This window comes from Paenibacillus allorhizosphaerae (assembly GCF_042659105.1).
Classification (GTDB): Bacteria; Bacillota; Bacilli; order Paenibacillales; family NBRC-103111; genus Paenibacillus_G; species Paenibacillus_G allorhizosphaerae.
Window position 1 is genome coordinate 159675 of the sequence record NZ_JBHSRV010000004.1, and the last position, 23102, is coordinate 182776.

Below are 23102 nucleotides of genomic sequence, written 5' to 3' on the forward strand. Positions count from 1 at the left end.
TATGTTCTAACCATGTCCCTCATCGCTTTATCCGATATTTAATTATAACGAAGATTAAAACACAAATCAGAGACGTTGTCAATCGATTCGAATTCCGTTAAGCTGCAGCTCACCGTCAGCGTGCTTCGCCGAACAGGTTGCCAGCGGGATCCTCGAACATAAAATGGAGCTTCCCGCCTGCTGTTTTAACCTGGGACAGCCGGGTGCCTTTGGATGAGCGGCTCAATCAATATTACCTCCAGCGTCGTAGGATGGATACATATGGAAATTGTAATCATTTTATAAGGAAGACGGCGGGGTGTCAACGGAAACTGCACCGCCTGAAATAATCGTTTTGTCTTGTTAATAATCGTTATGTGCTCTTGTATGCGAAAACGGGACCGCTGTACAATGGTCTCATCCGAACCAGATGGCCCCACGACATCCACTCCACCTATGGTGAATGCTGTTTGCTCCTGCAAATTTGCGCATTTCTTTCTCTCTGCGAACCCGATACCCATAGTTGAAAGCGCTTCAACAATTTAACATGCTGCATTTGTTTTTTATTATCGCTGTCAAATCATTTAGGGGGAGTCCTATGATAAAGAACCGTCTGCTTTGTTTGTCCATCATTGCAGTGGCCGCGGCGCTTGCCGGGTGCAGCAATAGCGATCATACGGGCCAGAGAAGCGAACCTGCCGGGCAAGCGCCGGAAGGCACGGGAACCGGCAGTGCACGCGTGAGCGGAACGGAACCCGTGACGCTGAACATTTTAGCCTCGTCGACGGAGCTTGAATTTGAGCCCATGCTCATCGAGCCCGTGAAGAAGAAGTACCCTCATCTTACGCTGAATATCATTCAGAAAGGCAAAGGCGCTTCGATGAAAGAGCTTGTGGCTGCGGGCCAGGTTCCCGATCTGTTCACGGACTGGACCGGCGGAATGATGGATCTGAAGGATCTCGATGTGTTTTTTGATATTTCGCCTTTGATCAAATCGCAACAATTCGATCTTGACCGGTTTTCACCGAACTCCCTGGATGCCATCAGGGTCAACTCCGACGGCGTTTTATACGGACTCCCCTTTAATCTCCAACTATTCATGATGGTTTACAATAAAGATATTTTCGATAAATTCGGGATTCCTTACCCGAAGGACGGCATGACATGGACGCAGACGGTCAATTTGGCCAAAATGTTAACCCGCCTGGACAACGGCATCCAATACCGCGGCCTCGATCCTGACGGCGTCCAGCGGCTGGGATTGTCCCTGTCTCAAATTATCGTGAACGGTAAAACAAACAAGGCCGACGTCAATAACGAGCAGTGGAAAAAAGTGTTTGAACTCGGAAAGAGCATGTTCTCCATCCCGGGCAACGAGCAAACCTCCAATCCGTTTAACGATTTTACAAAAGAGAAGCGGCTCGCCATGTTCGCAACCTATAACCGGCTTACGCAATTCGACGCCCCTACGAAGGAGGGGCTTCATTGGGACATTGCCCAATACCCGAGCTTCGAGGAACGGCCGAACACCTATGGGCTGTCCAATCCTTGGATGATGTTTATTTCCAAGCAGAGCAAATATAAAGATCAAGCGATGCAGGTGATCAGCGTTCTGACCTCCGACGAGGTGCAGTTGATCAACGCAAGAAAGTCCGCCAAGCTGTCGCCGCTGAAACACCCGCAAATGAAGACGGAATTCGGCGCGGATGTGCCCTTTTTAAATGACAAAAACATCGCAGCCATCTTCAAGAGCCAACCGGCGCCTGCCCCCGCGTACTCGGAATTTTATTCGAAATCGACTCCGCTTTTGCTCAGCAGCTTTGCGGATTATGCAACCGGCAAAGTCGACGTGAACACGGCGCTTAGAGAAGCGGATGAAAAGATCAACAAAATGATAAGCGAAGGAAAATAATCGTTTTGAACGATTTTTGATCGATATCGTATCTGATATGCGGCGGTTCAAAAGCAATATAATGATCTCATAAGGCGAAGAAAGCCCGTCTCATTTACAAACGTATGGAGGTCATGGCATGATTACGAAAGGAACCCCCTTCTCAATCGAACAATACAAGGAAGAAGGTTTCAGCGGCCCGGTTCAAGGTCTTACGCTTCAGGAAGCGGACCATTACTATGATCGTTTTTTCGAAGTTCTGGGTCAGTCCAAATTCGAACCGGCCGCGACGAACAAAAAGATGTCCGCCTGGCACCAAAAATACCGCTGGGCCTACGAGCTGGCGACGCATCCGAGCATCGTAAACGCCATGACGCAAATTCTTGGTGATAGCGTCGTGCTTTGGGCAATGCACTTTTGGTACAAAGAACCGAACAACAGCAAATATATTCCGTGGCATCAGGACATCAACTATTGGCCGATGGAACCGGCCATCAATGCAACGGCATGGGTCAGCCTGGGCTGGTCGATTCGGGAAAACGGGTGTTTGCGTGTCATTCCAGGCTCTCACCGCTCAATCGTCGAGCATGTGCCGACAGGGGATAGCCAATCCGCTTTTCAGGACGCTCTTCCCTCCGAGCTGATACACGAGTCCCAAATCGTCGATCTCGAGATGTCGCCCGGGCAGCTTGCTTTCTTCAATGAAGCGACCTTCCATGGCTCCGAGATGAACTGCTCGAACATACCGCGCGTCGCCTTCTCCGTCCGTTATACGACCCCTGAGGTGAAGTTTAAAATGGACGAATGGGGCGGCGATACGAACCGCATTCGAACGTATCTGGTGCGAGGCGAAGATCATTTCAAACGCAACGAAGATATTAAAGGCGTCATACCAACCGATTGAAAAGCACGCTCAACAAGGGGCCCATCCCGGTGCTCATGAAGTTAGGAGACCTGCATGGCAAACGTTCGAAAAGACATGGCAAACGGAACGAAACATCCCGATGCGTTTTGGCTGGAATCGCTGCAGATTCGTTTCCTGCACATCCAGCCTCATCCGCTCGATTACCGGTGGCGCATTCATAAAAAAGTATTAAGGCATTCCGTGCTTTGGTTTGTGGAGCAAGGCGAATTTATGCTGTGGGTTGACGGCAATCCGCATCGCTGCAAGGAAGGTCATATTTGTGTGATGCCGGCGAACGGGGTAATCAGCGCACGCTCCACTTCTCGGGAGATCCGGCTTACAAGCATTAATTTCGATGCGGAGATTTCGTTTCTGAGCGGCCAAAACTGGATGAACGTGCTCAATGTACCTGTGCTATTCCAAGGGATGCATGAGGAGCTGGGACCGGTTATTTCGGAAATGCGCACCCATTCGGAAACGCCCTCACCGTATGTACACCTGCTGATGCAATCGAACATGCTGCGCATTTTGTTTGCCTTGTTGAACAAAGTAGGCAAGGACGCGCTTCCTTCCTCCATAAGCCAAATGGACAACCGCATTCATGCGATTATTCAGTTCTTACTGGCACATCCGGGTAAAATGCCAAAAATCGCAGAACTCGCAGAGCTGGTGCAGCTCAGCGAATCGCATTTGCGAAAGCTGTTTATTCAATTTACGAAGCAGGCCCCTTTGCATTTTGTGCATCAATTGAAGGTAGAGCAGGCGCAGCGCATTTTGATCCACTGCACTAAACCGGTTTCACAAGTTTCGCGTGAGCTCGGCATTGACAATGCCAACTACTTTACCAAATTGTTCAAAGCAAAAACCGGACTAACCCCCATGCAGTACCGTCAAAAATATGGATTATGGTTGAATGACGAATAACAAACCGGAATATAGCAGGATACCAGTAAGCATCAACTGCTTATTGGACATAAGAAACAGCCCTTGGCTTTACGCCAAGGGCTGTTTCTGTATGTTGTCCACGCTATTGTGAGATTAGCCCGTAACCACTTTGATCACGTTGCGGACGGACTCGGCGGATTTGTTGAGCGCCGCTTTTTCTTCCGAAAGCAGCTCAAGCTCAAATACTTTCTCGATACCGTTCCCGCCAAGCAAAGTCGGTACGCCCATGAACAGGTTATCATAGCCGTATTCGCCTTGCAGCAGTGCGATGGCAGGAATAATGCGCTTCTTGTCCTTCAGGATGGCCTCTGTCATTTGCACGAGCGAAGCGGCCGGTGCGTAGTAAGCGGAGCCGTTGCCGAGCAAGTTTACGATCTCGCCGCCGCCTGTACGCGTACGCGCTACGATTGCTTCGATGCGGTCCGCCGGGATCAGCTTCTCGATCGGAATACCTCCAACGTTGGAGTAACGAACAAGCGGAACCATGTCATCGCCATGTCCGCCAAGCACGAAGCCGCGCACGTCTTCTACGGAAACGTTCAGCTCTTGTGCGATGAACGTGCAGTAGCGAGCCGTGTCAAGCACGCCGGATTGGCCGATAACGCGGTTTTTCGGGAAGCCGAGTGCTTGGTAAGCCACGTAAGTCATCGCGTCAACCGGGTTGCTGAGGATGATGACGATCGCTCCCGGGCTCGTTTGTTTCACGTTTTCGCAAACGGATTTCACGATACCTGCGTTCGTGTTCACGAGGTCATCGCGGCTCATGCCTGGCTTACGAGCGATCCCCGCAGTAATGATCACGATATCGGAGCCAGCGGAATCCTGATAGCTTGAAGTACCGATGATGTTAGCGTCAAAGCCTTGTACCGGGGAAGCTTCGAGCATGTCGAGCGCTTTACCTTTGGTCGGGTTTTCCAGCTGCGGGATGTCGAGCAGAACGACGTCGCCGAGTTCTTTTTGCGCAAGCATCAATGCTGTGGTCGCACCCGTAAAACCTGCGCCTACAACGGTAATCTTTTTGCGTTGGATTGCCATGGGAATAGCCTCCTGAGATATATTTGTGTGCCGGGTACACCTTTATTATGTTGTACTTCCTGGATCCGCATAACTCATAGAGCCACTGGCTTTGCTCCGAAGCGCTAAGCCTAAGGAGGGGAACGGTTTGCGCTTGCGCCCCGTACCGGGCAAAAAAAACGTAGGAGGTGCTTTGGCGAATCCTACGCTCTTTCACACCCATGAAAGCGTGTCGGCGAGCCCGTTTAGCCCATGAGGCTAAACGGCTCGCCGACAGACGCGATTATACCGCCATATGCCCGATTCACGAGCCCACGCACGCATGAGAGCGTGTCCTCGGGCTGCATGGCGTCAGCTCATGCGCCCGAGGACAAACGCGTTCCTTGCACTATAACCCCATTGGAGCACGAGACTTGGAGGATTAGAAATTTTTGATAATTTGATTTGCGAACTCGGAGCACTTCACTTCCGTTGCGCCTTCCATCAAGCGAGCAAAGTCATAAGTGACGGTCTTGTTGTTGATCGCCGTTTCCATCCCTTTGTAGATCAGATCCGCCGCTTCGAGCCAGCCCAAGTGTTCAAGCATCATAACGCCGGACAAAATAACGGAACCCGGGTTAACGACGTCAAGACCGGCATATTTCGGAGCCGTACCATGCGTAGCTTCGAAGATCGCATGACCGGTTACATAGTTAATGTTAGCGCCCGGTGCGATACCGATGCCGCCGACTTGAGCAGCCAGCGCGTCGGACAAGTAGTCGCCATTCAGGTTCAACGTCGCGATCACGTCGAAGTCGGTTGGGCGAGTCAATACTTGCTGCAGCGCGATGTCAGCGATCGCGTCCTTAATGATGATTTTGCCGGCAGCTTCCGCTTCTTTTTGCGCTTGGTTAGCAGCGTCAGTGCCTTGTGCTTCTTTAATTTTATCGTATTGCGCCCAAGTGAACGTTTTGTCGCCGAATTCTTGCTCGGCAAGCTCATAGCCCCAGTTTTTGAACGCACCTTCGGTAAACTTCATGATGTTGCCTTTGTGTACGAGCGTTACGCTCTTCCGGTTATGCTCGATGGCATACTCGATAGCCGCGCGAATCAAACGCTTGGAACCTTCGGAGGAAACCGGCTTCACGCCGATACCGGACGTTTCCGGAAAGCGGATTTTCTTCACGCCCATTTCATTTTGCAGGAACGCAAGCACTTTCTTCACTTCTTCGGAACCGGCAGCCCACTCGATGCCGGCATAAATATCTTCCGTATTCTCGCGGAAAATAACCATGTCTACCAGCTCAGGACGTTTCACCGGGGAAGGTACGCCTTTGAAATAGCGAACTGGACGGGAACAAACATACAAGTCAAGCTCTTGACGCAGTGCCACGTTCAGGGAGCGGATCCCGCCGCCAATCGGCGTAGTCAACGGTCCTTTGATCGCAACGATGTACTCACGAATCGCCGTTAGCGTATCGGCAGGCAGCCAGTTGTTGAACTGGTTGAACGCTTTTTCGCCGGCAAATACTTCGTACCAAGCAATCTTCTTCTCGCCTTTGTATGCCTTCTCTACCGCTGCGTCAAGCACGCGCTTGGAAGCTGCCCAAATGTCCGGGCCTGTACCGTCACCCTCGATGAAAGGGATGATCGGGTTGTTCGGAACGTTCAATTTGCCGTTCGTAATGGTAATGCGCTCGCCTTCCGTAGGCAGTGCGTATTGTTCGAATTGTGCCATGGTTATGTAAACCTCCTCGTATTGGTTGCCAGCAAGCTGACGATGGATTTTGCCAAGGATCAACGGCTTTGCGGTCCTGTAGACGGCACCCGTTTGTTAGTTAACAACTGACATTCATTGACCCAATGTAACGGTTGCAACGCAGTTCACGCGAAGTATACAGAGCCCTTTCGCAACTGTGACATCAGGCTTGCCGCTGTCAGTTGTTGTCCTTGAGATATGCTTTCATTATGACTCAAAAATGAACGGGAGCCGCGGCGCGAGTACCCGCCCCTTGAATAAGGGACGAGTGCATGCGAGCACCGCAGCAGCCCGTTGGCAGCTGCTAGTCAAAGACAGTCCCCGATTAGCGCTTCTCGATCGGGATATATGCTTGATGCGACGGGCCTGTGTACTCCGCGCGAGGACGAATCAGGCGGTTATTCTCGTACTGCTCGAGAATGTGCGCCGTCCAACCCGAAGTACGGCTGATCGCAAAGATCGGCGTAAACAAGTCACGCGGAATTTCCAGCGAAGTGTACACGGACGCGGAGTAGAAATCTACGTTCGGCTTCAAGCCTTTTTGTCCGGTTACGATGTCTTCGATTTGGATCGACATGTTGTACCAGTTCATGTTGCCTGTAATTTTGCCGAGCTCTTGGGACATCTTTTGCAGATGCTTCGCGCGAGGGTCGCCGTTTTTATAGACGCGATGACCAAAGCCCATGATCTTCTCTTTGTTCGCGAGCTTCTCATTGATGTAGTTCGTTACGTTATCGGCCGTGCCGATTTCTTCCAGCATCGCCATCACCGCTTCGTTGGCACCGCCGTGCAGCGGTCCTTTCAACGCGCCGATCGCCGAAGTAACGCCGGAATAAATGTCGGACAGCGTAGCTACGGTTACGCGAGCCGCGAAGGTGGAAGCGTTAAGCTCATGGTCCGCATGAAGCACGAGCGCTTTGTCCAGCGCTTCAACCGCAACTTTGTCAGGCTGCTTCCCTGTCAGCATGTACAGGAAGTTTTCGGAGATCGAAACGCCGGATTTCGGTGCGATTGGCTCTTGGCCAGCACGAATGCGCGCGAAAGCCGCAATAACCGTCGGCAGCTGAGCTTGCAGTTTTTTCGCTTTGCGCAGGTTCGCTTCCGTGCTCATATCGTTTGCTTCCGCATCGTACAGCGCCAAGCTGGAAACGGCGCTGCGAAGGGCAGCCATAGAGTTAACGTCTTTCGGGTAGAGCTTGATTTGATCGATGATTTGCTGAGGAATTTGAGCATATCCGCTCAACTCGATGACCAGATGGTCCAATTCGGAGCGATTCGGCAGCTTGCCGTACCATAACAGATACACTACCTCTTCGAATGTGGCGTTCTCCGCAAGGTCGTCGATGTTGATGCCGCGATAGGTTAGCACACCGTCAATGATCGAGCTGATGGAGGACGTTGTGGCTACAATTCCTTCCAAACCTTTGGTAGCTGTCAAGATAATCTCTCCTTTTGCGTTCAATTGCACATAAGTCTACTATAATTGATTTAGAAGACAATGTGAACAAATTCAGACATAAAAGTTCATTATCAGCATCATAGAAAAAACTTCTGATCAAAAATATTCGTTGATCCCGCGCCGTTTTTGAGAAACCGGCTGCTCGTGACCAGCAAGAAACCGGTGGCTGGATGCAACAATTCTTGCTGCCACCGGGAACATGGTCCGCGTCATTTCCCCTGTAAAAGCATTTTCTAATTGCTGTTAATTTATACTGAAACTTGTCGGATATTCCGCTTTGTTTCGACCGTTTCGACAACTTTTACTCCCGCCAGAAAAAGGAGTAGCTGCCTGTCCCGATCCGTTTTCGGATAATAGCCAAAATCCAACGTTTAAATATTGGCCGCGTGACCGGGAAGACCATCAGGAAGCCCAACACATCCGTTAAAAAGCCCGGGGACATCAAGAAAAGCCCGCCGGCAAAAATCGCGATTCCGTCGAGGATGGAATCGGTCGGAATGGCCCCGACGGACAGCTGCTGCCTGGCGTACACCCATACTTTGCGGCCCTCCCGGCGGGCGAGCCATGCCCCCAGAAAACCGGTCAGCACAATCAGAGCGAACGTCTGCCAGCCGCCGATCAGCTTTCCCATCTCAAACAGTCCCCATATTTCAATGGCGGGAACCAGGATAAGCGCAATAACAATGATACGAAACATAAAAGCTCAGCTCCATTTCTGAAGAAGTGCAAACAGTTCCGGCGCTTCCTTGTCAATGCGGACCGGTTTCCAGTCCCGATTCAGCCATACGTGCTTCGTTCCTCCACTGACGAGCAGTTCATCCCCTCTTTTGATCTCGCACGCAAATTGAAGGCGAAGATTCGTAAAATCGACAATGCGCGTAGCGATGGTGATCCGGTCATCGTACCGGGCCGGTTGGCGGAACTTGAGTTCCGCTTCAATGACCGGCAGCAGCAGTCCTTTTTCCTCCAGGGTGCGGTAAGTCATCCCCATCTCGCGGATCATCTCGGTTCGGCCGATCTCGAACCAATTCAAATAGTTGGCATGGTACACGACGCCCATCTGATCGGTCTCCTGGTAACGAACGCGAAGCTCATGTGTAAACATCGTCGCAGCAGCCTCCTTTTGTTGCCATATATCGAATGGCGCAAGTTGACTTCCCCAGACGATATGCCCGAAATCGAAAGAGCGAAACCGTTCTTCGATTTCGCTCCCCCATTCGTAATATACAAGATACGCTGCTTCCTGCTTGTCCAATACCATTTTGTTGAAACGCGACAAGCTTCGAATAACCGACTGCTTGTTGCCCTTCTTGAAGCGATCGCTCCTGCTCGGAAGCTGCCTTCAATTACAGTACGCGTGCGCGGCCGGAGTAAATAACGCCTACTTCCGGATAAATCGATACTTCGGCGCCGTCTTTCAAAATTTCAGTCGCGCCATCGACGCCCACGATAACCGGTTTGCTCAGGCTGATGCCGACAACAGCCGCGTGGGACGTAATGCCGCCAGTCTCGGTAATGACGGCCGCCGCCTTCTCGAAAGCAGGCATATATTCTTTGTCCGTCGTTAACGTAACAAGAATGCAGCCTTCGGAAGCTTTGGACAGCGCTTCTTCCGCCGTGCGAGCCGTAACGACTTTACCGGTGGCAATTTGCGTGCCGATTCCTTGGCCCTTGGCGATCATTTCGCCGATTTGATGCACCTTGATCAGGTTCGTCGTTCCGGAGCGGCCTACCGGTACGCCGGCCGTAATCACGACATGGTCGCCCAAGCTGACGAGACCAGCCTTAACGCTCATATCGACCGCATGCTCGAACAGTTGGTCGGTGGAAGTGCAAGACTCGCCCTTGATCGGCGTTACGCCCCATACGAGCGACAACCGACGAAGCACGCGCTCATCCGGCGTAACGGCAATGATCGGCGCTTTCGGGCGATACTTGGACACCATCCGCGCTGTATATCCGCTCTCCGTAGCGGTAAGAATCGCTTTGGCGTCCAGATCCAGCGCGGAGTTCGCTACCGCTTGCGAGATTGCCTCCGTTACCGTCCGCTGCTGGGCGTTGCTTTGACGAACGAAAATTTCACGATGCTCCAGCGCCGTTTCCGTGCGCTCGGCGATGCGAGCCATCGTCAGTACGGATTCGATCGGGTATTTCCCTGCCGCGGTTTCCCCGGACAGCATAACCGCATCCGTTCCGTCGAAGATCGCATTCGCCACGTCGCTCGCTTCCGCACGGGTCGGGCGAGGGTTGCGCTGCATGGAATCGAGCATCATCGTCGCGGTAATAACCGGTTTGCCGGCTTGGTTACATTTTTTGATCATCGCCTTTTGCACGATCGGTACGTCTTCGGCCGGAATTTCCACGCCCAAGTCGCCGCGAGCTACCATCAGGCCGTCGGACACTTCAAGAATTTCATCGAGGTTGTCCACGCCTTCCTGATTTTCGATTTTGGAGATGATTTGAATATGCTTCGCGTTGTGGCGCTCCAAAATTTCGCGGATTTCGATGACATCGCTTGCCTTGCGCACGAAAGAAGCAGCGATAAAGTCAACACCCTGCTGAATGCCGAAAATAATGTCGTTTGCATCCTTTTCGGTAATCCCCGGCAAATTGATTTTCACGCCAGGCACGTTAACGCCTTTTTTCCCGCCGAGCAATCCGCCGTTTTTGATGCGGCATACAATGTCCGTGCCGCGAATATCTTCTACCGTCAGCCCGATGAGGCCGTCGTCGATCAGAATGGTGGAACCGATCTTCACGTCTTTATAAAGATCCTTGTATGTAATGTATACGCGCTCCGCATCCCCGATAATCTCTTCGGTCGTTAACGTGATCAGGTTGTCCTGCACGAGTTCGACCTTTTGATCGTCTTTCAGCTTGCCCGTACGAATTTCCGGGCCTTTGGTATCGAGCAAAATCGCTACATTTTTGCCCAGCTCCTGACAAGCCTGACGCACATTCTTGATTCGATTCCCGTGCTCTTCAAAGTCGCCGTGGGAGAAGTTGAGCCGGGCGACGTTCATCCCGGCTTCGATCAATTTTTTGAACATGTCCAGCGATTCGCTCACCGGACCGATCGTACATACAATTTTGGTTTTACGCATGGTTAGGGTTACCCTCCTGAATAGTGGTGAAGCGGCCGATTTTTCTGAATTTCGCATATCGGTCTTCAATAAGTTGAGTTTCTGTCATTTTGGAAAGCTCCTGCAGATTCGTCCACAGCACCTGCTTGATTGCCTCGGCCTGCACGACGATATCCCGATGGGCGCCGCCCTTCGGTTCCGGAATAATGCCTTCGATAACTCCGAGTTTCAATATTTCGTCGGCTGTAATTTTCATCGCTTCCGCCGCTTCCATCGATTTCGAAGCATCTCTGTAAATAATCGAAGCTGCGCCCTCGGGCGTAATCGCCGAGTAAATGGCGTTCTCGAGCATAAATACGCGGTTGCCCACGCCAAGCGCCAATGCGCCGCCGCTGCCGCCTTCGCCGATGACGACGCAAACGATCGGAACGCGCATGGACGACATTTCCATCAAATTGCGGGCAATCGCCTCGCCTTGGTTGCGCTCTTCCGCGGCGCTTCCGGGATAAGCGCCCTTCGTATCAATGAAGGTAATGATCGGCCGCTTGAACTTGTTCGCCTGTTGCATCAGGCGAAGCGATTTGCGGTATCCTTCCGGATGCGGGCTCCCGAAATGGCGGGCGATGTTATCCTTCGTATCTTTTCCCTTTTGATGCCCGACAATCGTCACAGGCACGCCGTTCAGCCGGGCCACGCCGCCGACGATCGCCAAATCGTCGCTGAACATCCGGTCGCCGTGCAGCTCGATAAAATCCGTGAAAATGTGCTGAATGTAATCCAGCGTCGTCGGACGCTGCGGATGGCGCGCAATTTGCATCTTTTGCGAAGTGTTCAAGTTGCTGTAGAGCTCCGCTTCTTGCTGCTTGTAACGCTTCTCCAAAAGGGCGATCTCATCGGAAAAATCGATCTGCTTGTCTTGGCTGATTTTTTTCAAATCTTCGATTTTCTCACGTACTTCAATGAGCGGTTGTTCAAACGGCAATTCAGCTGCCAATTTCCGTCACCTCCTGGAGCGAGTGCATCGCAAGAAGACGCGACAACGTACTGCGCATTTCTTTGCGGTGGGTTACCATATCAAGCTGACCGTGCGCCAAGTTGAACTCCGCCGTCTGGAAGTTTTCCGGCAGCTTTTGCCGAATCGTTTGCTCGATGACCCTGCGTCCGGTAAAGCCGAAAGAGGCGCCCGGCTCAGCGATAATGTAATCGCCTAATGTTGCAAAGCTGGCCGTCACACCGCCGAACGTAGGGTCCGTGATGACGGAAATATAAAGCCCGCCCTGCTCGTTCAGCTTCGCCAAAGCCGCGCTCGTCTTGGCCATTTGCATCAAGCTTAAAATGCTCTCATGCATCCTAGCGCCGCCGGAAGTAGAAAAAATGAGTAGCGGAAGCTTTTTTTCGATGGCTTGCTCGATCGCATTGGTCACTTTCTCGCCGACAACGGAACCGAGCGAACCGCCCATGAAATCAAAGCTCATGACCGCCGCAACCACGCGATAGCCGCCAATGGTTCCTTCACCGGTTATAACGGCGTCATTCATCCCGGTAGCGTCGACGCTTTTGGCATATTTTTCTTTGTAATCCGGGAAATTGAGCGGGTCTTCAGACGCCATGTCACTGTCATACTCTTGGAATTGACCTTCGTCCATTATCATTTGAATACGCTCAACTGCGTTCAGCTTGTAATGATAGTCGCACGCCGTACATACTTTTAAATTTTTATCCAGCTCTTTGTTGTACTGGATCGTTCCGCACCTTGGGCACTTGTTCATCAAGCCTTCCGGAATTTCACGCCTGGGCCGTTCCTCCGGAACGTCCAATTGTCCGTCGACCACCGGGTTCTGCACAGGCCTGCTTGTTGAAGGAACGGTGGCGTACTTTCTTTTCTTCTGGAATAAGTCTTTGAATTGCATGAACTACACCTCGCCCTACGGTTTTAAACCTGTCCAAAATGAAGAAAAGCTTCTGGATCGAAGCACTTTTAAATGAGAAACAGTATTTATGATCGATGCAAAATGGAGTTCAGCACTTCCTGCACTTCTTCCACTTCGCCTTCGGGTACCACGATTTCGAATTGGTTCTTTGTCATGTTGATTGCCCTAACCTGTACAAGAAATCCCTCTTCCGTAAGTCTTTGCTTGATTTTATCAGCAATTTTCGCGGTCGGAGCGATATAAATAACCGTCCACATGAAAAAAGACCTCCCGAACATAATGCAATAATGATATCATAAGTCCACTTTTTCCCGCAACCGGAGCATCAAGGGGGCCGGAAGGTCTATTTCCAAGGATGGCTGTTGTTTCGGCTGCCTTATGCTTGACCCGAGGGGTTGTCCAATTCATCCTGATGCCGATGAGCGAGCCGGGCCGATGCCGCCGCGGCCAGTCCGGCGACCAGATCGTCCAGAAACACGTGAATTCCGGTAGGATGATCGTTCAATTCGCGGATGATGCCGATTTTTTTCTTGTCCAAATAGCCGAAGCTCGTCAGTCCGATCATGCCGTACACATTCACGATGCCGAGCGCCAGTGTCTCGTCCACGCCGTAGAGCGGGGTATCGGCTTCCATGATCGCCTGCAGCGGCTGGGGCAGCATGTTATTCTCCGCAAGCTCGTCGAGTGCGATGCCCGTATGAAGAACGTACTGCACTTCGCGCTTTCCAAGCACATGCAGGACGCTGTCGATGCAGTGTTGTTTGGTCAGCTTTGGATTATAGGGAAGCTGCAGCGAAAGAACAATTTCCGCTATGCTGTCGACGGTAACGCCGCGTCTCTCCAAGCATTCGATAATCGTATCATCCTGAGTCATAAAAAACAACGCCTCCTCCGAAAGATCAGTAACGTGCGATATACGCTTTGCCGGCAGGAAGTCGCTCATTCGTGCGCGGGTTACTTAATCTATGCGGAGGAGGCTGGGATTATTTCACTTTTACCGATTCTTTACCGAGCAGCCGCTCAATGCTCTCGATCAGTTCTTGCGTAGGATTTACCATATATTTATCGCTAAGTCCGAGCGAACGCTGCGACTTCTCGTAGTACAGCACGACCGGAAGCGGTCCGCTGTGTCTGCCTATCAACCGCTTGAGCATTTCGAGCACGGCAGGCTTCTCATGCAGCGGCGAAATTTTGACGTATACGCGTTGGGCACCCGCGGCAGCCGCGGCAGCCGGGGGTGCTGCAGAGACCGGTGGGGAAGCCGGAGCAGACGCTCCCCCCGCAGGGATTGCCGAGTGCGGGGCCGGAGCCGCGGCCGGCCTCTCCTTGACCGCTGGCCGGCCGGCTGCCCCTTGCCTGCGCAGTGTCCCCTGCTTGCCTCCTCCGCCCGTCCCCGTCTTCACCGCTTTCAGCTCCAGATGCGGATCGTTCATCGCAAGCAGTTGATCGGCAAGCAGCTTGTAATCCTCATCCCCAAGCTGGAGCTTTGCGATCACCAGCACGGGCTTCCCCTTCTGCACAAGGGGCGCGTACTTTTTCCATACTTCGGGAAACAGCACGACTTCCGTTTTTCCGACCCGGTCCTCAAGTTCCATAAACGCCATCGGCTGTCCTTTTTTGGTTACGATCGTTTTGCTGGAAAGCACCAGCCCGGCGACCATCACTTCGCTCCCATCGGGATATTCCTGCAGTTGGTGCAGCGCATCGAGCTCCAGTTTGCGCAGTACCTGCTCATAATCATCCATTGGGCTCCCGGAAATGTACAGTCCGAGAAGCTCCCGCTCCAGTTCAAGCTGCTGCGTCATCGTAAAGGAAGCAATGTCCGGATACTGCACCTCCCAGTTCGTTTCCTCCACGAATCCGAACCCGTCGAGCACCAGCTGCAGGTCTTCGCGATCTTTGCGCCACTTGACCGCCGCATCGACGGCGTCCTCCAGCATGGCAAGCAGCTGTGCCCGGTGACCCGGCAGCGAATCGAGCGCACCGCCTTGAATGAGCGACTCTATCACCCGTTTGTTGCACACCCTCAAGTCGACGCGACGGCAAAAATCGATCAGGCTCGTATATCGGCCGGAACGACGTTCCGCGATAATCGATTCGATCGCGTGCGTGCCGACGTTCTTGATGGCCGCCAAACCGAAACGGATCGCCGGCGCGCCGTCTTGCTGTTCCCCCTCCAAATGCGTGAACAGAAAGCCGCTATCGTTCACGTCGGGCGGAAGTACGCGAATACCCATCCGGCGGCATTCATCCACGTACTCGGCTACCTTATGGTGGCTGCCCATGACGGCCGTCAGCATGGACGCCATGAAAGGCACCGGATAATGCGTCTTCAGGTAGGCGGTCTGAAACGCCAATACGCCGTAGGCGGTAGCATGCGCCCGCGGGAAGCCGTAATCCGCAAAGCGGACGATCATGTCGTACACCTTGTTGGCATCCGCTTCCGTGTAGCCTTGGCCAATGCTGCCCTTAACGAAGTGGGCGCGCTCCTCATCGAGCACCTCCCGCTTCTTCTTGCTGACCGCCCGCCGCAGCAGATCCGCTTCACCGAGACTGAAGCCGGCCATCAGCGAAGCGATCTGCATGATCTGCTCCTGGTACACGATGATGCCGTACGTATCGCGCAGAATGGGCTCCAGCGCCGGATGCGGGTACTCGACCTGCTCCGCCCCGTGCTTGTAGCCGATATATTTGGGGATGAACTCCATCGGACCCGGTCGATACAACGCGTTCACCGAAATAATATCCTCGAATCCCGACGGACGAAGCTCCTTCAATACCCGTTGCATTCCGGGCGATTCAAGCTGAAAGATGCCGGTCGTATCTCCTCGGCTGAGTAGCTCGTAAGTGGCCGGATCGTCCATAGGGATGCGAGTCCAATCCAGCGTTTCGCCCGACTGCTCGCGAATCCAGTCGAGCGTCCGCTCAATGATCGAGAGGGTGCGCAGCCCGAGAAAATCCATCTTGAGCAGGCCGATCGACTCCAGATGCTCCATTGCATACTGCGTCAGCGGCGTCTGCTCGGTCCCTTCCTGCAGCGGGACATATTGCGTCAACGGCTCGCGCGAAATGATGACGCCCGCCGCATGCGTCGAAGCATGGCGCGGCATTCCCTCCACCTTCATCGCGAGCTCCAGCAGCTCCGCCGTCTTCGGCTGGGCGGCTGCCAGCGCCTTCAGCTCAGGGCTTGCCTGGAGCGCCTCCGCCAGCGTCATGCCGAGCTGATGCGGGATCAGCTTGGCGGCGCGGTCCACTTCGCTGAACGGGAGGTTCAGCACCCGTCCCACGTCCCGTACCGCCGCCTTGGCCGCCATCGTTCCGAAGGTGATGATTTGCGCGACCCGATCCCGGCCGTACTTGCCGACGACGTAGTCAATCACCTCGTCGCGGCGCAGGTCGCTGAAATCGATATCGATATCGGGCATCGACACCCGTTCCGGATTCAAAAACCGCTCGAACAGCAAATTGTACCGGATCGGATCGACGTCAGTGATCCGCAGCACATAAGCGACGAGACTGCCCGCCGAGGAACCCCGTCCGGGTCCCGTGGCAATGCCGTGCTCATGGGCGAAACGGATAAAATCCCACACGATCAGAAAATAATCGGAGTATCCCATCCGCTCAATGACGGACAGCTCGTAATCCAGCCGTTCAAGAACGTCCTTTCGCCAGCTTTGGTCCTGCCATTCTTTCGACAAGCCGTACCTCCGCTCGGTTCCTTCCCGGCAAAGTTCGGCAAGATACTCCCCTGCCGACAAGCCTTCGGGAATCGGCTCGAATTGCGGCAAAATCGACCGGCCGAATTCGAGCTCGAGGTTACATTGCTCCGCGATCGCCATCGTATTCGCAAGCGCCTCCGGCACATGCGGAAACAAACGGGCCATCTCGTCCGCGCTTTTCAAATATAGCTGCGACGAATGAAACTTGAGCCGCTCCTCGTCGTCGACGGTTTTGCCGGTGCCGATGCAGATCAGTATATCCTGCACCTCATGTTCCGGCTCCCGCACATAATGCACGTCGTTCGTCGCCACAAGCCGGATGCCCGTATCGCGGCTCAGCCGCAGCATGTCCTGCAATACCTTTTTTTGCTCGGCAAGACCGTGATCCTGCAGCTCCAGAAAAAAATCGTCGCCGAAAATGTCCCGGTATCTTAGCGCAGCAGCTTTCGCCTCGTCGTACTTGCCGTGCAGCAGGTGCTGGGAAACTTCGCTTCCGAGGCACGAGCTGGTGCAGATCAACCCTTCCGAATACCGGTCCAGCAGCTCCGGGTCGATCCGCGGCTTGTAGTGGTAACCTTCCAAATGGGCGACGGAGACGAGTTTCATCAAATTTTGATAACCGGTCATATTCTTCGCAAGCAAAATCAAATGATAAATCGGCTGCTCCTGCCGCGTTCCCTTTTGCCGGATCGAGCCGGAAGTATAATATACTTCGCAGCCGATAATCGGCTTGATGCCGTGTTCCCTGCAAGCTTTGTAAAAAGGAATCGCCCCGTACATCACTCCGTGATCCGTCAACGCGAGCGCCTTCATGCCAAGCTTTGCCGCCTGCCGGGCCAAATCGTCGATGCGCGCGGCGCCGTCAAGTAGGCTGTATTCGCTGTGTACGTGTAAATGAACAAACCCGCTCATACGGGCCGCCTCCCCTGCCGTAAATTTATTATTATCATTTTAGCATAATGCGAACAAGTGTGCCATAGAGTAGGTAAGAGAGGACAGGTTATGCGCGGTTTTCCGTCATGCGAACGATAGGGCGCCTATGCGAACAAACTTCCCCATCCGGAGCATTCGTTGCCACGCATGGCTTGGGACGCTGACAGGCCGCCACGTTGCCGCGCGGTGCTGAAGCAAGTAACGGGAGGGAAATGGAATGGCCGCTTTCGTATCGAAATGTTTGCTTGACTTTTTCGTGGCGTTCGGTGTCGTGCTCGGAGGGACGATGCTCGCCGGGATCAGCGCCGTATTCACACTCGAGCCTCCGGTCTACCGCATGACGAGCGTGGCGGAGCAGATCAAAATATGGGCGATGGTGGCGGCGATCGGCGGAACGATTGATCCGATCCGGGCGATCGAAACGAATTTCATCGAAGGGCATATCTCGCCGGCCATCAAGCAGATCATCTACATCGTCTGCGCCTTCACCGGCGCTCATATGGGCTCCACGCTGATCCAATGGATTTGCAAAGGGGGAGCAAATGGGTGAGCACACCTGAAGCTCGGCAACCGGGCGGCTTCCTGCGCTCGGCGGGACTTGTCATCGCGGGAATGGTGATCGGCGCGGCCTTGTTTATGAGCGTTTATCAGCATCAGCTCAATTTCATCATCGAGCAGTATCAGGTGCTGCGCTCCGATCTCAATCAATTGCAAAGGGAAAACACAGATCTGAAAAAGACGAAAAATCAGCAAAATACGATCAACCTGCTGCAAGTGTATGTCGTCCCCGGGGAACATACGGAGCTGGACAAGCTGACGGACGCGGAGCTTCGACGCCGTATTAACAGCGATTTGCGCGGAGTCATTATCGGCCGCAAAATTTCCGATTTTGCCGAGAATCCGGAAATTTATGAGAAAATACTGGTGCAGAAACCGTACTTGGCCGTCATGGATAAAGATTACATGGTGCAGAATGTAAAGTGGATGATCGTCACGCAAACCGAGCTGAAAATATGGGTAACGGTGAAAGAGTGGAAACGGATTCCGATGTCATAAGCAAAAGAATACGGCGGAAATTCGGTTGATTTTCACACCGAAAATCGCTAAAGTGGAAACAGATGACGTCCAAGACGAGATAGCGCATCTCCGGGCGACCCTTTATCTTAAAAGGAAGTGCTTGTTTCCATGCTTGAAACGATTCAAATCGTGCTCAGCGTACTGATTGTGATTTGCCTACTCTTCACCGTTTATTACAGCTTCCGTTACCGACGGGGACAGGATGCCAGACTTCGCGGCTTGTTCGCCTCGCGGATGAATATCGCCATGGGATTGATGCTGACGGTGATCGCCGTTTCCCAGCTGTTCTTTTTCACCGACTCGGTAACGCGCCGAATCTTCGGGACCGTCTGCTTGCTGCTCGGCCTTTTCAATTTATTTGCAGGGATCCGCAACCACATCCATTTCAGCCGTCAAAACTAACGGCGCTTTCGCTTGACCGCTTTTTTGGCGCATGTTCGGCCTGTTGCCCAGGTTCGCTTGACTGTCGTTTGGAGTAAACGGTCTGATCCAATAATGGCTTTACTGCCATTTGCGGATACGGCCTGATCACACGAATCAAGATTGGAGTTAGGAGTTCTGCCCGAGGGCAGAGCTTTTTTCATTTCATGCAGGAATAGGACATACACAACAATTCGTTGCCCAAAATTTACTTTCCCAGCTCAGTCAGACGGTAAAGAGCCCTATAGTAGGCTAATGCCAATTATTCAAACGGATCGTCCTCTGAATAATTCGGCTAGCCCAACTATTGAGTTTAAATCCCTTTTTACGGGTAAAATTAGTGCGAATATGGCGACTATATATTGGATTGATCCAAATAATTTGGGTCCATTAATTCCGTTGAGCCGTTTTGCGCGAGCATTGCCTCTACTCTACCCCTGCTCGATCACCTGCGCCGTTAACATGGATTTCGCCACCATGGATGCACCATGAAAAATTTCGACATCCGTCTTGGCGAATTTGCGGCTGACTTCGATAATTTTCGCGCGAATCTCGACTTCGCTGTCGATTTGGACGGGCTTGACGAAATACGACGACATGTTGTCGAGCACCAGGTCGCCCTTTTTCACATCCTGCACGGCGTGATAAGCCGCCTGCGTCATCAGCACCGTGAGCACGCCTTCGGATACGGTGCCGAGCCGGTTCGTCATCTGAGGCGTAATCGTTCCGCGAAACACGGTATGCTCCGACGACTTGTCCTTGACTTCCGCGAAGCCGGACCAGATCAAATCCTCGAACGTTTCTCCATGCTGCGGCTGGCGCTGAATATGCTGCATCGCCTTCAGCACGTCCTTGCGCGAAATGACCGCCGTCACCTTGCGGTTCATATCGATGATCGGCAGCAGCTCGATGCCTTCCCACACCATCATATGGGCCGCCGAGGCTACGGATGTGCTGGGGCCGGCCGTGACAGGTCCCCGCGTCATCAGCTTATCGATCGTCTGCTGCGGTTCCGCGCCGATCAAATCTTTCGAGGTGATCATGCCGATGACGCGGTTCCATTCGTCGACGACCGGGAAGCGGCTGTGGCCGGTTTCCTCATGCAGCCGCTGCCAATCTTTCAGCGTATGGTTCGCCTTCAGCGAATACACCTGCATTTGCTTCGGAATGATGTCCTCGATGAGCAATATTTTTTTCTTGATCAGCCGGTCGTAGATCGCGCGGTTGATCATGGAGGCGACCGTGAACGTATCGTAGCTGCTCGAAATGATCGGAAGCTCCAATTGATCGGCGAGTCTGCGCACCTCTTCGCTCGTACCGAATCCGCCGGTAATCAGCACCCCCGCGCCATGCTCAAGCGCGCCGCTGTGCGCCTTGCTGCGGTTACCGACGATCAGCAGGCTGCCCGGATCGATGTAGCGCATCATGGCGTCTTCCTCCATCGCGCCGATCACGAATTTGTGCAGCGTCTTCTCCAGTCCCGTCCGGCCGCCTAGCACTTCGCCATCGACCATGTTGACCACTTCAGCGAACGTCAGCTTATCGAGCTGATCGCGCAGCTTCTTCTCTACGCGTACGGTGCCCACCCGCTCTTTCGTCGCGACAAGCCCGAGCGTATCGGCTTCTTTAATGGCGCGGTAAGCGGTGCCTTCGCTGACAGCGAGCGCGCCCGCAATTTTGCGCACGGAAATTTTGCTGCCCGGGGTTAGGCCCTCGATATATTTAATAATTTGTTCATGCTTGGTCGAAGCCTCTTGCATTCCGTATTCCGTATCATCCATCTGTTTATCATTCCTGTCTGATCTGTATTAATCTGTACTACTATTATATCGCTTGGCGAAAAAAAAGACAGTACATCGAACAAGATCCGGCGGGAAGGTGCATATAAATCAAAAGAAACAATCATACGGAGGAGGTTATCAACCTATCATGCTGCAAAATCCATATGAAGGGCAAATGCAGAACGTCTACGAGTTGGAAGCCGGCGCAGCAGACTTGCTGCATAAGTGCAGGGAAAAAATCCACGCCATCTGTGCCGAGCACATGCACAAACCGATCAGAGTACAGACGCTTCACGGCCAGACGCATGACGGAATCCTGGTTCACATTGACGCTTATCACATTTACTTGCAAATGCTGCCGGGACACAGCCGCGCGCTGCTGCCCTATGCTTACCCGGGATTTAATCCGTATTACAGCAACGTCATTTTGCCGCTGGCGCTGTTCGACTTGCTGACCATCGCGCTTCTGGTGTAAGCGGCATTGGGAAACGCGTAGATCCGCAGCGCCATGCGACGCAGAAACGCGGCACGCGATCGCGCAAGGGCAAACCTTCCAGTGGGGGGATAGCACGGTTTGTCATGTTGTTCAAATGAGGCATCAGCATGAAAGCCGCAATCAAGCACAATCATGTGGACCAGAAAGCCGCAATTTGTTGCAACTACCGCAAGAACCCGCAATTTGCACAGGGTCATCGCGAACGAAAGCCCGCAGGCCGGTTTCGGCTGCTGCGGGCTCTTTTATTGGAACACCATCATTTTTTCATCTGCAGCAATCTGCGTTTCCCTTGTACTGCCTGCTCCAGCTGCCATCGCTTCATCCGCTTAATCTTGACCAGCTCCCGCTTCGTTTCTTGTTCCACGCCGAGCAGCTCATGCAAATGCGCCGCCACCACCAGCAGAGCAAAAGCGATCCAGGCAAGGCCGAACACGGTAGGCAGCGTAAGACCTCCGCTCAGATCGATTCGAGGAACCGCATATAGGATCATGCCGAGCGCAATCGCCATGTACACCAAATTTTTTTTCCCTTTCATCCCTGCTCCTCCTCTCGCACAACTTGTACGATACATTGTATGAGAGGTATGGATGAAATAGCACCGCTATCCGCTATTAACCTCGTCCGGATGAAACAGCGGCTTTCTTCTTAGGTCTGCGCAGCAGACGGACCGCTTTGCCGTAAACGAAAGACAGCGCCCATGGTAGCAGCAAACTTACCGCAAAGGCTATGCCTGTATTCGCATGGTATGCCCCAATATCATTCGGATCGGCAGGAACATGAACGCGCCAATACGTAAGTACCGCCGGATGAACGAGATAGACTCCGAACGAAACGGCTCCGAGCGATAGCAATATGCCAGCCAGCCATTTGGCCCGCTCCAGCATCCGTCTTCCCGCCCAGATGAACGTCATGCAGGCAAATGCGGCATAAGCGAAAAACAATATCGTATACAAACTGCCTTCCATTAAAAACGGAGCGCGATCTTCAAGCAGGAACAGCCCGACGAAGCTACAGCCGAGCAATACGGTGAGCAGCAGCACGCCCGGGAAGCTGCGTCCGGCCCAGGCGATGAACGCTTCGTAATGTAGGCCGATCCATCCGCCCAGCGTGAACACGCTGAAGTAATTGATGCAGAGCGAAGCCAAATTCGGAATCGGCTCCACCCAGTGGTTGTAGCTGTAGCTGAGGGCGTGAATCAGCAGCCCGAGCCACAGCAGCCCCGTACGGCGAAACCACCCCCCGCTACCGCAAAGCCACATCAGGAGCGGAAATAGCAAGTAAAACTGAACGATGATGACCATAAAATACAAATGGTACGACGCGTCGGCCCACGGCAGCAGCTCGGCAAATTCCCCCCAATCCAGATGCAGACGGCTTCGATCGAACATCCACTGATCGTATAAATAATAGAAAAACGACCAGAACACATATGGGAACAAAACCTGCCTGATGCGTTTCATATAAAAATATCCCGCCTGCCTCCGGCTCCAATCCCCGTCATAGCGGTAAAACAAGACGAGTCCGCTCACCATAATAAACATGGGAACGGCAAAATTGCACAGTTTGTTGATGGTCAAGTACATCAACTGCGGCCCGCTTCCGAACGGAAGCTGTACGGTCGCTTCGGACGTAGCATGAATGGCGACTACCGCCAGGATCGCAATCGCCCGTACGATATCCAGTTCCATCAGCTTGGGCTTCGATTTTTTTGCAGCCACCGCCATAGCGCTTC

Annotated in this window: 21 protein-coding genes and 1 other annotated feature (1 of these 22 only partly in view); of the genes, 7 read left to right on the forward strand and 14 right to left on the reverse strand. The window is 53.0% G+C overall.

Annotation, left to right across the window (positions count from 1 at the left end; genetic code table 11):
• Positions 1-16, reverse strand: a binding site (T-box leader); it reaches 239 nt to the left of the window's first position.
• Between the two features lie 561 nt (positions 17-577).
• The 3 genes from ACFQI7_RS17055 to ACFQI7_RS17065 all read left to right on the forward strand — a co-directional run bounded on the left by ACFQI7_RS17055 (position 578) and on the right by ACFQI7_RS17065 (position 3698).
• Entirely contained in the window at positions 578-1891 is a 1314-nt protein-coding gene (locus tag ACFQI7_RS17055; RefSeq protein WP_218098045.1) for an ABC transporter substrate-binding protein, read from the forward strand.
• Between the two features lie 118 nt (positions 1892-2009).
• On the forward strand, positions 2010-2774 hold the full coding sequence (locus tag ACFQI7_RS17060) for a phytanoyl-CoA dioxygenase family protein (protein WP_218098046.1): 765 nt from the start codon (positions 2010-2012) through the stop codon (positions 2772-2774).
• A 54-nt stretch (positions 2775-2828) separates the two neighbouring features.
• Complete coding sequence (locus tag ACFQI7_RS17065; RefSeq protein ID WP_218098047.1) at positions 2829-3698, forward strand: AraC family transcriptional regulator; 870 nt, start codon at positions 2829-2831, stop codon at positions 3696-3698.
• 114 nt (positions 3699-3812) lie between these two features.
• Here ACFQI7_RS17065 and mdh read toward each other — a convergent pair whose 3' ends face one another.
• The 11 genes from mdh to ACFQI7_RS17120 form a co-directional block, all read right to left on the reverse strand.
• The gene (gene mdh / locus ACFQI7_RS17070; RefSeq protein WP_218098048.1) at positions 3813-4754 is read right to left on the reverse strand and encodes a malate dehydrogenase; all 942 of its coding nucleotides are present in this window, start codon (positions 4752-4754) and stop codon (positions 3813-3815) included.
• Positions 4755-5154: 400 nt separating this feature from the next.
• Positions 5155-6450, reverse strand: coding sequence for an NADP-dependent isocitrate dehydrogenase (gene icd / locus ACFQI7_RS17075; protein WP_218098049.1), 1296 nt, complete (start codon positions 6448-6450; stop codon positions 5155-5157).
• Positions 6451-6796: 346 nt separating this feature from the next.
• Positions 6797-7909 (reverse strand): citrate synthase, encoded by a 1113-nt coding sequence (gene citZ / locus ACFQI7_RS17080; RefSeq protein ID WP_218098050.1) that lies wholly within the window; start codon positions 7907-7909, stop codon positions 6797-6799.
• A 322-nt stretch (positions 7910-8231) separates the two neighbouring features.
• Positions 8232-8627 carry an FxsA family protein gene (locus tag ACFQI7_RS17085; protein WP_218098051.1) on the reverse strand — a complete coding sequence of 132 codons (396 nt, stop codon included), beginning with the start codon at positions 8625-8627 and terminating at the stop codon, positions 8232-8234.
• Positions 8628-8633: 6 nt separating this feature from the next.
• Positions 8634-9035: an acyl-CoA thioesterase gene (locus ACFQI7_RS17090; protein WP_218098349.1), complete on the reverse strand. Its 402-nt coding sequence runs from the start codon at positions 9033-9035 to the stop codon at positions 8634-8636.
• Between the two features lie 241 nt (positions 9036-9276).
• Positions 9277-11034, reverse strand: a complete 1758-nt coding sequence (gene pyk, locus ACFQI7_RS17095) for a pyruvate kinase (protein WP_218098052.1) — start codon at positions 11032-11034, stop codon at positions 9277-9279.
• A complete protein-coding gene (locus tag ACFQI7_RS17100) occupies positions 11027-12007 on the reverse strand; it encodes an acetyl-CoA carboxylase carboxyltransferase subunit alpha (RefSeq protein WP_218098053.1) in 981 nt (326 codons plus the stop codon). Before ACFQI7_RS17100 ends, pyk begins: the two co-directional genes overlap by 8 nt.
• A complete protein-coding gene (gene accD / locus ACFQI7_RS17105) occupies positions 11997-12923 on the reverse strand; it encodes an acetyl-CoA carboxylase, carboxyltransferase subunit beta (RefSeq protein ID WP_218098054.1) in 927 nt (308 codons plus the stop codon). The genes ACFQI7_RS17100 and accD overlap by 11 nt, the downstream gene beginning before the upstream one ends.
• Positions 12924-13009: 86 nt before the next feature.
• The gene (locus tag ACFQI7_RS17110) at positions 13010-13201 is read right to left on the reverse strand and encodes a glutamate decarboxylase (RefSeq protein ID WP_218094944.1); all 192 of its coding nucleotides are present in this window, start codon (positions 13199-13201) and stop codon (positions 13010-13012) included.
• Between the two features lie 119 nt (positions 13202-13320).
• On the reverse strand, positions 13321-13818 hold the full coding sequence (locus ACFQI7_RS17115) for a phosphatidylglycerophosphatase A family protein (protein ID WP_218098055.1): 498 nt from the start codon (positions 13816-13818) through the stop codon (positions 13321-13323).
• A 109-nt stretch (positions 13819-13927) separates the two neighbouring features.
• Positions 13928-17575: a DNA polymerase III subunit alpha gene (locus tag ACFQI7_RS17120; RefSeq protein WP_218098056.1), complete on the reverse strand. Its 3648-nt coding sequence runs from the start codon at positions 17573-17575 to the stop codon at positions 13928-13930.
• 238 nt (positions 17576-17813) lie between these two features.
• Here ACFQI7_RS17120 and ACFQI7_RS17125 point away from each other — a divergent pair, with 238 nt between their 5' ends.
• The 3 genes from ACFQI7_RS17125 (at position 17814) to ACFQI7_RS17135 (ending at position 19075) form a co-directional block, all read left to right on the forward strand.
• Positions 17814-18146 carry a YtrH family sporulation protein gene (locus ACFQI7_RS17125; RefSeq protein WP_218098057.1) on the forward strand — a complete coding sequence of 111 codons (333 nt, stop codon included), beginning with the start codon at positions 17814-17816 and terminating at the stop codon, positions 18144-18146.
• Positions 18143-18652, forward strand: a complete 510-nt coding sequence (locus ACFQI7_RS17130) for a hypothetical protein (RefSeq protein ID WP_230414759.1) — start codon at positions 18143-18145, stop codon at positions 18650-18652. The genes ACFQI7_RS17125 and ACFQI7_RS17130 overlap by 4 nt, the downstream gene beginning before the upstream one ends.
• Before the next feature lie 129 nt (positions 18653-18781).
• Entirely contained in the window at positions 18782-19075 is a 294-nt protein-coding gene (locus ACFQI7_RS17135) for a YtpI family protein (protein WP_218098059.1), read from the forward strand.
• 449 nt (positions 19076-19524) lie between these two features.
• Here ACFQI7_RS17135 and ACFQI7_RS17140 read toward each other — a convergent pair whose 3' ends face one another.
• Positions 19525-20874: a DRTGG domain-containing protein gene (locus ACFQI7_RS17140; protein WP_218098060.1), complete on the reverse strand. Its 1350-nt coding sequence runs from the start codon at positions 20872-20874 to the stop codon at positions 19525-19527.
• 148 nt (positions 20875-21022) lie between these two features.
• On the opposite strand from ACFQI7_RS17140, the gene ACFQI7_RS17145 reads away from it, so the two are divergent.
• Positions 21023-21349, forward strand: a complete 327-nt coding sequence (locus tag ACFQI7_RS17145; RefSeq protein WP_218098061.1) for a hypothetical protein — start codon at positions 21023-21025, stop codon at positions 21347-21349.
• Positions 21350-21626: 277 nt separating this feature from the next.
• On the opposite strand, the gene ACFQI7_RS17150 is transcribed toward ACFQI7_RS17145, so the two are convergent.
• Both ACFQI7_RS17150 and ACFQI7_RS17155 read right to left on the reverse strand, forming a co-directional pair.
• On the reverse strand, positions 21627-21905 hold the full coding sequence (locus tag ACFQI7_RS17150) for a hypothetical protein (protein ID WP_218098062.1): 279 nt from the start codon (positions 21903-21905) through the stop codon (positions 21627-21629).
• A 76-nt stretch (positions 21906-21981) separates the two neighbouring features.
• The gene (locus tag ACFQI7_RS17155) at positions 21982-23094 is read right to left on the reverse strand and encodes an acyltransferase (RefSeq protein WP_218098063.1); all 1113 of its coding nucleotides are present in this window, start codon (positions 23092-23094) and stop codon (positions 21982-21984) included.
• Between the last annotated feature and the right edge of the window lie 8 nt (positions 23095-23102).

What these genes read in the sequence shown, in the direction of transcription:
- ACFQI7_RS17145 (WP_218098061.1), top strand. Translation starts at nt 21,023, where the DNA reads ATGCTGCAAAATCCATATGAAGGGCAAATGCAGAACGTCTACGAGTTG.
- ACFQI7_RS17090 (WP_218098349.1), bottom strand. Translation starts at nt 9,035, where the DNA reads ATGTTTACACATGAGCTTCGCGTTCGTTACCAGGAGACCGATCAGATG.
- ACFQI7_RS17055 (WP_218098045.1), top strand. Translation starts at nt 578, where the DNA reads ATGATAAAGAACCGTCTGCTTTGTTTGTCCATCATTGCAGTGGCCGCG.
- accD (WP_218098054.1), bottom strand. Translation starts at nt 12,923, where the DNA reads ATGCAATTCAAAGACTTATTCCAGAAGAAAAGAAAGTACGCCACCGTT.
- ACFQI7_RS17150 (WP_218098062.1), bottom strand. Translation starts at nt 21,905, where the DNA reads ATGAAAGGGAAAAAAAATTTGGTGTACATGGCGATTGCGCTCGGCATG.
- ACFQI7_RS17120 (WP_218098056.1), bottom strand. Translation starts at nt 17,575, where the DNA reads ATGAGCGGGTTTGTTCATTTACACGTACACAGCGAATACAGCCTACTT.
- pyk (WP_218098052.1), bottom strand. Translation starts at nt 11,034, where the DNA reads ATGCGTAAAACCAAAATTGTATGTACGATCGGTCCGGTGAGCGAATCG.
- ACFQI7_RS17135 (WP_218098059.1), top strand. Translation starts at nt 18,782, where the DNA reads ATGCTTGAAACGATTCAAATCGTGCTCAGCGTACTGATTGTGATTTGC.
- ACFQI7_RS17085 (WP_218098051.1), bottom strand. Translation starts at nt 8,627, where the DNA reads ATGTTTCGTATCATTGTTATTGCGCTTATCCTGGTTCCCGCCATTGAA.
- ACFQI7_RS17115 (WP_218098055.1), bottom strand. Translation starts at nt 13,818, where the DNA reads ATGACTCAGGATGATACGATTATCGAATGCTTGGAGAGACGCGGCGTT.
- ACFQI7_RS17140 (WP_218098060.1), bottom strand. Translation starts at nt 20,874, where the DNA reads ATGGATGATACGGAATACGGAATGCAAGAGGCTTCGACCAAGCATGAA.
- ACFQI7_RS17065 (WP_218098047.1), top strand. Translation starts at nt 2,829, where the DNA reads ATGGCAAACGTTCGAAAAGACATGGCAAACGGAACGAAACATCCCGAT.
- ACFQI7_RS17060 (WP_218098046.1), top strand. Translation starts at nt 2,010, where the DNA reads ATGATTACGAAAGGAACCCCCTTCTCAATCGAACAATACAAGGAAGAA.
- mdh (WP_218098048.1), bottom strand. Translation starts at nt 4,754, where the DNA reads ATGGCAATCCAACGCAAAAAGATTACCGTTGTAGGCGCAGGTTTTACG.
- ACFQI7_RS17110 (WP_218094944.1), bottom strand. Translation starts at nt 13,201, where the DNA reads ATGTGGACGGTTATTTATATCGCTCCGACCGCGAAAATTGCTGATAAA.
- ACFQI7_RS17125 (WP_218098057.1), top strand. Translation starts at nt 17,814, where the DNA reads ATGGCCGCTTTCGTATCGAAATGTTTGCTTGACTTTTTCGTGGCGTTC.
- icd (WP_218098049.1), bottom strand. Translation starts at nt 6,450, where the DNA reads ATGGCACAATTCGAACAATACGCACTGCCTACGGAAGGCGAGCGCATT.
- ACFQI7_RS17155 (WP_218098063.1), bottom strand. Translation starts at nt 23,094, where the DNA reads ATGGCGGTGGCTGCAAAAAAATCGAAGCCCAAGCTGATGGAACTGGAT.